The organism is Streptomyces sp. (assembly GCF_031181705.1).
Classification (GTDB): domain Bacteria; phylum Actinomycetota; class Actinomycetes; order Streptomycetales; family Streptomycetaceae; genus Streptomyces.
On sequence record NZ_JAPSKN010000031.1, the window covers coordinates 35,601 to 45,677 of the forward strand.

The window sequence follows — 10,077 nt, forward strand, 5'->3', positions numbered from 1 at the left end:
GCGTCGGCCGGGCGCGGGTTGCCGCGGCGCGGCCGCCTCTATGTGTCCGCGGGCGGGGGTCACTGCGGCGCGGCTGTTTCCCTGCGTCGGCCGGGTGCGGGTCACTCCGAAGCCGTCGCTTCCCTGCGTGGGCGGGCGCGGGTCACTCCGAAGGCGCCGCTTCCCTGCGTGGGCGGGCGCGGGTCGCTCCGACGCTGCCGCCTCCTCGCCGACGCGCCGCCGCCCCGGTCACCGTCGACCTCGCACCCGTCGTCGACCGCGTCGAGCGCCGGCTCTCCCCCACGCGTCGGCCGGGCACGGGGCACTGCGACGTCGCCGCCTCCACGCGCCGGCGGGTGCGGTCACCCCGCAGCCGCCGCCTCCACCAGCGCGCGCATGACCCGCAGGTCGTCTCCCATCTCCGGGTGCCACTGCACCCCGAGCACCCAGCCGGGAGCGGGGAGTTCCACCGCCTCCACCGTGCCGTCCGCCGCGTACGCCGAAGGCACCAGGCCCTCGCCGAGCCGGTCCACGGCCTGGTGGTGGTAGGTCGGCACCGACGTCTCCTCCGGCACGATCCCGGCGTACAGCGTGCCCGGCACCGGCTTGACGGGGTGCCCGCCGAACACGCCCACGACCTCCGCGTGCCCGTCGAGGTGCTGCACGAGCGTGCCGCCCAGGGCGACGTTCAGCAGCTGCATGCCCCGGCAGATCCCCAGCAGCGGCACACCCCCCGCCAGGGCCGCGTCGATCAGGGCCAGTTCCCACGCGTCCCGCTCCGGCGCCGGCGGCCCCGTCCGCGGGTCGCGCTCGGCGCCGTAGCGCACCGGCTCCACATCGGGACCGCCCGCGACGACCAGCCCGTCCAGCCGGGCCACGGCCTCCGCGGCCCGCTTCGGGGCGTCGGGCGGCAGCATCGCGGCCAGACCCCCGGCCCGCTGCACCAGCCGGGGGTAGCCGACCGGCAGCAACGCCGCCTCCAACTCCCACACGCCCCAGCGCGCAGCGGTCTCCAAGTAGGTGCTGACCCCGATCAACGGCCTGGCCACGGCAGACTCCTCCTCGCTCGACGCCTCAGTCCCGTGCCAACTCCGCCTCGGCCGCGGCCAGCGCCGCGAACTCCTCCTCCGGCGCCTTCGCCACCAGCCGCTTACGGCTGTACAGGCCGAAGTACGCGACGGCCACGGCGTACACCACGAGCGCGATGAAGGCGGCCGTCACATCCACCAGGAACGTCGCCACCAGCGCCGCGCAGGCCAGCACCAGCGCGACCGAGGAGGTCAGCACCCCGCCCGGTGTGCGGTACGGCCGGGGCAGCTCCGGCTCGCGGCGGCGCAGCACGATGTGCGACAGGGACATCAGCGCGTAGGAGATGGTCGCGCCGAAGACGGCGATGTTCAGCATGCGCGCGCCGTTGCCGGACACCGCGGCCAGCAGGAAACCGATCGTGCCGGGCACCAGCAGGCCCAGGTAGGGCGCCTTGCGGTGGCTGGTCAGGGACAGGAAGCGGGGCAGGTAGCCCGCGCGGGAGAGGGCGAACAGCTGGCGCGAGCCCGCGTAGATCAGCGAAAAGAAGGAGGCCACCAGGCCCGCCAGACCCGCGTAGTTGACGATCCGGCTCAGGGTCGTCGCCTCGCCGTCCGGCTGGAGCGCCTCCACCAGCGGGTTGCCCGCCTCCTGCACGGCCGCCGACCCGCGCGCCCCGGCCGCCGCGAAGAACGTGACCACCGCGAGCACCACCAGGATGCCCATCGACCAGCGGATCGCCTTCGGCAGCGTACGGGCGGGGTCCCGGGTCTCCTCGGCGGCCAGCGGCACGCCCTCGACGCCCAGGAAGAACCACATGCCGAACGGGAACGCCGCCCAGATGCCGAGCAGCCCGAACGGCAGCCAGGAGTTCGACCCGGCGGCCGAGGCGTCGACCGGGATGTCGTCCAGCGTCCCGAAGGAGAAGTCCGGCAGGGCGGCCAGCGCGAACACGACCAGGGCGGCCACCGCGATGCCCGTGACGACGAAGCTGAACCGCAGTGCCTCGCCCACGCCCCACAGGTGGATGCCGAGGAAGATCGCGAAGCACACCAGGTACAGCGGCCAGCCCGACTCCAGGCCGAACAGGCCGAGCGACTCGACGTAGTCGCCGATGAAGATGACGATCGCGGCGGGGGCGAGGACGTACTCGATGAGGATCGCCGTACCGGTCAGGAAGCCGCCCCAGGGGCCCAGCGCGCGGCGGGCGAAACCGTAGCCGCCGCCCGCGGTGGGCAGGATCGAGGACAGCTCGGCGAGGGCGAAGACCATGCAGGCGTACATGGCGCCCATCAGCACCATGGCGATGGCCAGGCCCCCGAAGCCGCCCTCGGCCAGGCCGAAGTTCCAGCCCGAGTAGTCGCCGGAGACGACGTAGGCGACACCGAGGCCGGTCAGCAGCACCCAGCCGGCGCTGCCGCGGCGGAGCGCTCTGCGCTCCAGGTAGTCGTCGCCCTCGGGGGCGACGGATGGGGTGGTGGGTTCCTCGGACATGGGCAGACTCCCGACGGGCGGCGGTCACGGGGTCGAGCGCGCTACGACTCAATGGAATGAGGCCATACCTTTGCGGTGCCGACCGAGGGAAGGCAAGCCCCGTGCGTTAATCGCCCGTAAATCCTCACAGCGCCCGGCCGCGGCCCGGCTCAGCCCAGGAACCCCCGCAGCAGGGCCGCCGTGCCCCCGCAGTGCTCGCGCATGATCTCCCGTGCCTGGTCGGCGTCGCCCTCGATCACGGCCTCCACCAGGGCCGTGTGCTGCCGCTGGGAGTGCTCCAGGTTGCGGACCAGCAGCGGGATGCAGTCGAGCAGGTCGTTGACGCTCGCGCGCACCGCCGCGTACTGGGCGGTCAGCGTGGGGGAGCCGGACAGCTCGGCGAGCGTGAGGTGCAGCAGCGTGTCCCGGCGCCGGTAGTCGCTCAGCGGCGCGTCGTGCGTGGCCGCCAGCGCCGCGCGCAGCCGGGCCTCCTGGTCCCCGGTCAGCCCGTGCGCCGCGCACAGCCCGGCCGCGCCGACCTCCAGCACCTCCCGGAACCGCAGCACGTCCTCTATGTCGGTCTCGGCGATCCGCCGCCGCAGCTCGTCCTCGCCGCCGGCGTCGGTGCGCGGCAGTACGAACGTGCCCCCGTAGCGCCCGCGCCGCGACTCGACCAGACCCTGGTCCTGGAGCACCTTCAGCACCTCGCGCAGCGTCACCCGGCTGATCCCGAGCCGCTCCGCGAGTTCCCGCTCGGCCGGCAGCCGCTCGCCTCCCGCCACCAGGCCCAGCCGCAGGACCTGGAGGATCTGCTCCAGGGCCTCCTCGAAGCCGTTGCCCGCGCGCACCGGCCGCAGTACCGGCGCCAGCCGGTCCCGCACCCCGCCGGCCGATTCCTCCGGCATGTGGCCGTACCCCCTTCCCAAGCAATGGTTCTCCGCAATACCTTATGGCTCCCGGCTCGCCGAAAGAAGCCGAAGGAGGCTCTCCCGTGGCAGACCGCACACCCCCGCTGAGCGTCGAGGAACTGCACGCCCTCGTCGCCGGCGGTGAGATCGACACTGTCGTCCTGGCCTTCCCCGACATGCAAGGGCGGCTCCAGGGCAAGCGGTTCGCCGCACGCTTCTTCCTCGACGAAGTCCTCCACCACGGCACCGAGGGCTGCAACTACCTGCTCGCCGTCGACACCGAGATGAACACCGTCGACGGCTACGCGATGTCCTCCTGGGACCGCGGCTACGGCGACTTCGCCATGCATCCGGACCTGGCCACCCTGCGCCGGGTGCCCTGGAACGAGGGCACGGCCATGGTGCTGGCCGACCTCGCCTGGGAGGACGGCTCCCCGGTCGTCGCCGCCCCCCGCCAGATCCTGCGCCGCCAGCTGGAGCGCCTGGCCGAGCTCGGCTACACCGCCCAGGTCGGCACCGAGCTGGAGTTCATCGTCTTCAAGGACACCTACGAACAGGCCTGGAACGCGAACTACCGCGGCCTGACCCCGGCCAACCAGTACAACATCGACTACTCCGTCCTCGGCACCGGCCGCATCGAGCCCCTGCTGCGCCGCATCCGCAACGAGATGGCCGGCGCCGGCCTCACCGTCGAGTCCGCCAAGGGCGAGTGCAACCCCGGCCAGCACGAGATCGCCTTCCGCTACGACGACGCCCTGGTCACCTGCGACCAGCACGCCGTCTACAAGACCGGCGCCAAGGAGATCGCCGCCCAGGACGGCATGTCGATCACCTTCATGGCCAAGTACAACGAGCGCGAAGGCAACTCCTGCCACATCCACCTCTCGCTCGCCGACGCGGACGGCAACAACGCCATGGCCGGACCCTCCGACGACCACGGCGGCATGTCCGACGTCATGCGGCACTTCCTCGCCGGCCAGCTCGCCGCCCTGCGCGAGTTCTCCCTGCTCTACGCCCCCAACATCAACTCCTACAAGCGGTTCCAGCCGGGCTCCTTCGCGCCGACCGCCGTCGCCTGGGGCCACGACAACCGCACCTGCGCGCTGCGCGTGGTCGGCCACGGCCGCTCGCTGCGCTTCGAGAACCGCCTGCCCGGCGGGGACGTCAACCCCTACCTCGCCGTCGCCGGACTGGTCGCGGCCGGGCTGCACGGCATCGAGCGGAAACTCGACCTGCCCGAGCCCTGCGCCGGCAACGCCTACACCGCCGACTTCGCCCACGTCCCCACCACCCTGCGCGAGGCCGCCGAGCTCTGGGAGCACAGCGCCATCGCCAAGGCGGCCTTCGGGGACGAGGTCGTCGCCCACTACCGCAACATGGCGCGCGTCGAACTGGACGCCTTCGACGCCGCGGTGACCGACTGGGAGCTGCGCCGCTCCTTCGAACGCCTGTGAGGCCCTCGTTGTCTTCAGAGTCTTCAGAGTCCGCAGAGTCCGCAGAGTCCGCAGAGTTGTCTTCCGAGCACCTGCTGGAAGTACTGAACCCCGCGACCGAGGAGGTCGTCGCCACCGTCGCCGGCGCGAGTCCGGCCGACGTCGACACGGCCGTCGCCCGCGCCGCCCGGGCGCAGCGGACCTGGGCCGCCCTCGCCCCCGGCGACCGCGCCCGGCTCCTGCGCCGCTTCGCCGCCACCGTCGACGAGCACCTGGAGGAACTGGCCCGCCTTGAGGTCCGTGAGGCCGGCCACCTCATCGGCAACGCCCGCTGGGAGGCCGGCAACGTCCGCGATCTGCTGGACTACGCGGCCGGGGGAGTGGAGCGGCTCACCGGCCGGCAGATCCCGGTGCCCGGCGGCCTGGACGTCACGATCCTCGAACCGCTCGGCGTGGTCGGCGTGATCGCCCCCTGGAACTTCCCGATGCCGATCGCCGCCTGGGGCACCGCCCCCGCCCTCGCGGCGGGCAACGCCGTCCTGCTCAAGCCCGCCGAGACCACCCCGCTCACCGCCCTCCGCCTGGCCGAACTCGCCCTGCAGGCCGGGCTCCCCGAGCATCTCTTCCAGGTCCTGCCGGGCCGCGGCGACATCACCGGCGACGCGCTGGTGCGGCACCCCGGAGTCGCCAAGATCGTCTTCACCGGTTCCACCCGGACCGGCACGCGCGTCGCCGCTCTCGCCGCCGAGCAGGTCAAGCCGGTCACCCTCGAACTCGGCGGCAAGAGCCCGAACATCGTCTTCGCCGACGCGGACCTGAAGACCGCCGTCGACCCCTTCTCGTTCCTCGACAACTCCGGCCAGGACTGCTGCGCCCGCACCCGCGTCCTGGTCCAGGACTCCGTGTACGACGAGGTCCACGGCCTGCTCGCCGACGCTCTGTCCGCCGTGGTGGTGGGCGATCCGGCCGACGAGAAGACGCAGATGGGCCCGCTGATCTCCCGGCGGCAACTGGACCGGGTCCGCGGCTTCGTGCCCGACGACGCCCCGGCCCTGCGCGGCGGCGCCCCCGAGGGCCGAGGCTTCTGGTTCCCGCCGACCGTCCTCACCGGGGAGCGGCCGGACTCGCCCGCCGCCTGCGAGGAGATCTTCGGCCCCGTGGCCGTCCTGCTGCCCTTCACCGACGAGGAGGACGCGATCCGCCTCGCCAACGACACCCCCTACGGCCTCTCCGGCTCCATCTGGACCCGGGACGTCGGCCGCGCCCTGCGCGTCTCCCGGGCCGTCCGCGCCGGCAACCTGTCCGTCAACTCCCACGCCAGCGTCCGCTACTGGACCCCGTTCGGCGGCTACAAGCAGTCCGGCGTCGGCCGCGAACTCGGCCCCGACGCCCTGGCCGCCTTCACCGAGACCAAGAACGTCTTCATCAGCACGGAGGGCCCCGCACAGTGACTGCCCAGGACATCATCTGCCGCCGTCTGGTCGGCCGTACCGCCGTCGTCACCGGAGCCGGCAGCGGCATCGGACTCGCCGCCGCCCGCCGCCTCGCCTCCGAGGGCGCGCACGTCGTCTGCGGCGACGTCGACGAGGCCCGCGGCAAGGCCGCCGCCGAAGAGGTCGGCGGCACCTTCGTGAAGGTCGACGTGACCGACCCCGAGGAGGTCGAGGCCCTTTTCCACACCGCCTACGAGACCTACGGCAGCGTCGACATCGCCTTCAACAACGCCGGCATCTCCCCGCCCGACGACGACTCCATCCTGGAGACGGGCCTGGAGGCCTGGAAGCGCGTCCAGGAGGTCAACCTCACCTCCGTCTACCTGTGCTGCAAGGCCGCCATCCCCTACATGCGGCGCCAGGGCAAGGGCTCGATCATCAACACGGCCTCCTTCGTGGCCAGGATGGGCGCGGCCACCTCGCAGATCTCCTACACCGCCTCCAAGGGCGGCGTGCTCGCCATGTCCCGGGAACTGGGCGTGCAGTTCGCCCGCGAGGGCATCCGCGTCAACGCCCTGTGCCCGGGGCCGGTCAACACCCCGCTGCTGCAGGAGCTGTTCGCCAAGGACCCGGAGCGGGCCGCGCGCCGCCTGGTGCACATCCCGCTGGGCCGCTTCGCCGAGGCCGACGAGATCGCCGCCGCGGTGGCCTTCCTCGCCAGCGACGACTCCTCCTTCGTGAACGCCACCGACTTCCTCGTCGACGGCGGCATCGCGGGGGCGTACGTCACACCCCTGTAAGCCCGTGTCCGCGCGGCCCGGATCGCGGCCTACAGTGCCGGGATGAGCATGACGCCCCCACCCGGCTGGTATCCGGACCCGCACGCACCGCACCTGCGGCGCTGGTGGGACGGCACCGCCTGGACCGAGCACCGCCGCACGCCCGAGGCCCCCACCGTCCCGGTGGCCACGCCGCCGGGCGGCGGCACCGGACGGGCCAGGACCGTCGCCCTGGTCGCGGCGGCGGCCGTCCTGGTCGCGGCGGTCGTCACCGGAGCGGTGGTCCTCGGCAGCGGCGACGACGGCGGGGCGGAGACCAGGACGGCCCCGACGCCCACCCCCTCCGCCACGCCCGAATCGCCGGAGCCGACCCCGGAGGAGTCCGCCTCCCAGCCGCCCCCGGACGACCCCTCGGTCGTCGAGGACCAGCTCAACGGCGTCACCTTCCCGCTCCTCGACGGCTGGGTCCGCCCCCGGTACGTCGCCCAGGACGACGTCGTCATGACCACGGACGGCACCTACGACTGCCCCGGCGACGGCGCGGTCTGCCGCCACGGCCTGGTCGTCTCCCGCACCGTGACCGCGAACGACGAGACCTCACCCGAGGCCCTGGCCAAGGCGGACATCTCCGACGCCGCCAAGGAGGCCTTCGACCGCGACGCGATCGGCCAGAAGCCCTACGGGGGAATGGAGTCCCACGAGCTCGTCACGTCCGGGCCGGTCGCGGTGGCGGGCCGTGCGGGGTACTTCGTGCGCTGGCGGGTGCACACCGCCAAGGGCCCGGGCGGCTACGTGCAGTCGCTCGTCTTCCCCTCCAGCGTCGGCACCGAGTCGCCGGTCCTGGTCCGCTTCGTCTTCGACGCGGGCGCGGACGGGCCGCCGCTGGCCGACATGGACCGCATCACCAAGGGCATCCGCGCGGTCGGCGACGCGGACACCGGCGGCGGCGTGGGCAGCAGCATCGGCCCGACGGACTGACGAGGCAGCCGGCTAGAGGAACGTGTGCCCCTCGCCGCGGTAGGTCGGCACGGTCGCCGTCACCGCGTCGCCCTCGACGAGATGCAGCGTGTCGAACCGCTCGCACAGCTCGCCGGCCTTCGCGTGCCGGAACCAGACCTTGTCGCCGATCAGCAGGTCGTCGGCGGGCGAGCCGAGCAGCGGCGTCTGCACCTCACCGGCTCCCTCCTGCGGGTCGTAGCGCAGCCCCTCGGGCAGGTACGGCACGGGCGACCTGTCGGGCCCGGCCGCACCGGACGCGGGATACCCGCCGCCGAGCACCGTCACCACCCCGACGCCCGGCCGCCGCACCACGGGCTGCGCGAACAGGGCGGCCGGCCTGCCGCGGAACGAGGTGTAGTTGTCGAACAGCCGCGGCACGTACAGCCCCGAACCGGCCGCGATCTCGGTGACGGCGTCCTCGGCCGCCGTGTGCTGCACCGACCCGGTGCCCCCGCCGTTGACGAACTCCAGCCCCGGCACCACGGCCCGCACCGCGCGCACCACCTCCGCGCGCCGCTCGGCAAGTTCGCGCCTGGCGGCGGCCTGCATCAGCCGGACGGCACGCGAGCGCAACGGCCGCCCCGCCACGGCGTCCCCGACCCCGGCGACATGACCCTCGTACGCCATGATCCCCACGACCTCGAACCCGGGCCGCCGGGTCACCGCGCGGGCCACGTCGGCGACCTCGGCGGGGGAGTGCAGCGGCGAGCGCCGGGCCCCGATCCGCACCCGCCCGCCCAGCAGCCTGAGCGAGGTGTCCAACTCCAGGCACACCCGCACGACTTCGCGCCCGCCGCCCCGGGAGGCGTCGATCAGGTCCAGCTGCGCCACGTCGTCGACCATGACGGTCACGGCGGCGGCGAGCTTGGGATCACCGGCCAGTTCGGCGTACGCGGCGCGGTCCGCGGAGGGGTAGGCGAGCAGCACGTCCTCGAACCCCGACCGGGCCAGCCACAGCGACTCGGCGAGCGTGAACGACATGATCCCCGCGAAGCCGTCCCGGGCCAGGACGCGTTCCAGCAGCGCCCGGCACCGCACGGACTTGCTGGCGACCCGGACGGGCTTGCCCCCGGCACGGCGGACCAGGTCGTCGGCGTTGGCGTCGAAGGCGTCCAGGTCCACGATCGCGAGGGGGGCGTCGAGATGGGCGGTGGCCCGGTCGTAACGGGCACGGTCGGCGGCGCGCGCAGTCATGAACGCAGCCTGCCAGACCGGATTACCGCAGGGTAGGGGGACGTTCCGGGCAGATGCCCCGGGCTCGCGGACTGGTTCCCGTTCGCCCCGGGACAAGCCGTAGAGTGACGCGCACGTACGGTGGACGACGCCGGCCGCTCAGCCGTGCCGGGATGACGCTCCGTCCGTACGGGTATGTGTGCCCGGACGCGTCGGTGCCGGGCCTCGGGCGGAACGACAGCGGCCCGCGCGCGCAGCGGCCCGGGCCGGGGAAACGGGGGGTGCATGAGCACGGAAGCGCGACGCGCCTCCTTCCCCCCACGCCCCGCGCATCCACCGGCCCCCACGGAGGCCCCGCGGTCCGCGTCCGGCCCGCAGGGCCCCGGATTCTTCGCCCCCGGCGACGCGCCGACGCCGGACGGCACCGGTTCCGGCCCGGACGGTACGGCGGGCTCCGCCGAGGACGGCACCTCGAACGACCGCCGCCCGTACGGCCCCCGCTTTCCGAGCTTCGGCGCGACCGCGCCCCGGGGCGACGAGCCGACGTCACCTCCGCCGCCCCGCGCCTCGTCCCGCTTCCCGGACACGCCGCCCCGCCCGGAGGGCGACCGCGGCCCCGCCCCCGGGACATCCACGCGTCCCTTCCGCCTGACCGCACGAGGCGGCACGCAGCCGCCGTCGGGCACGTCACCGCAGAAGACCAGCAGCTCACCGCGCCCGGCCGAGGGCGGCCGTGCAGGGTCGGCCGACAGGTCCCCTGCGGCCGAGGGCGGCCGTGGAGGCGCGGTTCATGGGTCCGCGCGTGCGGCTGAGGGCGGCCCTGCCGGGGGTTCGTCCGAGGCGGCTGGTGGGTGGTCGCGCCCGGCCGGGGGCG

General features: G+C 73.8%; 8 protein-coding genes. 4 read left to right on the forward strand and 4 right to left on the reverse strand.

The window, feature by feature from the left end; translation table 11 throughout:
• Positions 1-341 precede the first annotated feature (341 nt).
• The 3 genes from RIN80_RS09330 to RIN80_RS09340 form a co-directional block, all read right to left on the reverse strand.
• Positions 342-1,016 (reverse strand): gamma-glutamyl-gamma-aminobutyrate hydrolase family protein, encoded by a 675-nt coding sequence (locus RIN80_RS09330; protein ID WP_309095061.1) that lies wholly within the window; start codon positions 1,014-1,016, stop codon positions 342-344.
• 37 nt (positions 1,017-1,053) lie between these two features.
• Entirely contained in the window at positions 1,054-2,499 is a 1,446-nt protein-coding gene (gene eat / locus RIN80_RS09335; protein WP_309095053.1) for an ethanolamine permease, read from the reverse strand.
• Between the two features lie 149 nt (positions 2,500-2,648).
• Positions 2,649-3,383: an FCD domain-containing protein gene (locus RIN80_RS09340; protein ID WP_309095054.1), complete on the reverse strand. Its 735-nt coding sequence runs from the start codon at positions 3,381-3,383 to the stop codon at positions 2,649-2,651.
• A gap of 86 nt (positions 3,384-3,469) precedes the next feature.
• On the opposite strand from RIN80_RS09340, the gene RIN80_RS09345 reads away from it, so the two are divergent.
• Genes RIN80_RS09345 through RIN80_RS09360 form a run of 4 tightly spaced genes read left to right on the forward strand, consistent with a single transcriptional unit; the run spans position 3,470 to position 8,009 of the window.
• Positions 3,470-4,840 carry a glutamine synthetase family protein gene (locus RIN80_RS09345; RefSeq protein ID WP_309095055.1) on the forward strand — a complete coding sequence of 457 codons (1,371 nt, stop codon included), beginning with the start codon at positions 3,470-3,472 and terminating at the stop codon, positions 4,838-4,840.
• Positions 4,841-4,896: 56 nt separating this feature from the next.
• Positions 4,897-6,270, forward strand: a complete 1,374-nt coding sequence (locus RIN80_RS09350) for an aldehyde dehydrogenase family protein (RefSeq protein WP_309095056.1) — start codon at positions 4,897-4,899, stop codon at positions 6,268-6,270.
• The gene (locus RIN80_RS09355; protein ID WP_309095057.1) at positions 6,267-7,052 is read left to right on the forward strand and encodes a 3-oxoacyl-ACP reductase; all 786 of its coding nucleotides are present in this window, start codon (positions 6,267-6,269) and stop codon (positions 7,050-7,052) included. The genes RIN80_RS09350 and RIN80_RS09355 overlap by 4 nt, the downstream gene beginning before the upstream one ends.
• A 48-nt stretch (positions 7,053-7,100) precedes the next feature.
• The gene (locus RIN80_RS09360) at positions 7,101-8,009 is read left to right on the forward strand and encodes a DUF2510 domain-containing protein (RefSeq protein WP_309095062.1); all 909 of its coding nucleotides are present in this window, start codon (positions 7,101-7,103) and stop codon (positions 8,007-8,009) included.
• 12 nt (positions 8,010-8,021) lie between these two features.
• Here RIN80_RS09360 and RIN80_RS09365 read toward each other — a convergent pair whose 3' ends face one another.
• The gene (locus RIN80_RS09365) at positions 8,022-9,224 is read right to left on the reverse strand and encodes an amino acid deaminase/aldolase (protein ID WP_309095058.1); all 1,203 of its coding nucleotides are present in this window, start codon (positions 9,222-9,224) and stop codon (positions 8,022-8,024) included.
• Positions 9,225-10,077: the final 853 nt, after the last annotated feature.

Excerpts from the sequence above, each read along its gene's own strand:
- eat (WP_309095053.1), bottom strand. The coding sequence starts at position 2,499 with ATGTCCGAGGAACCCACCACCCCATCCGTCGCCCCCGAGGGCGACGAC.
- RIN80_RS09340 (WP_309095054.1), bottom strand. The coding sequence starts at position 3,383 with ATGCCGGAGGAATCGGCCGGCGGGGTGCGGGACCGGCTGGCGCCGGTA.
- RIN80_RS09360 (WP_309095062.1), top strand. The coding sequence starts at position 7,101 with ATGACGCCCCCACCCGGCTGGTATCCGGACCCGCACGCACCGCACCTG.
- RIN80_RS09365 (WP_309095058.1), bottom strand. The coding sequence starts at position 9,224 with ATGACTGCGCGCGCCGCCGACCGTGCCCGTTACGACCGGGCCACCGCC.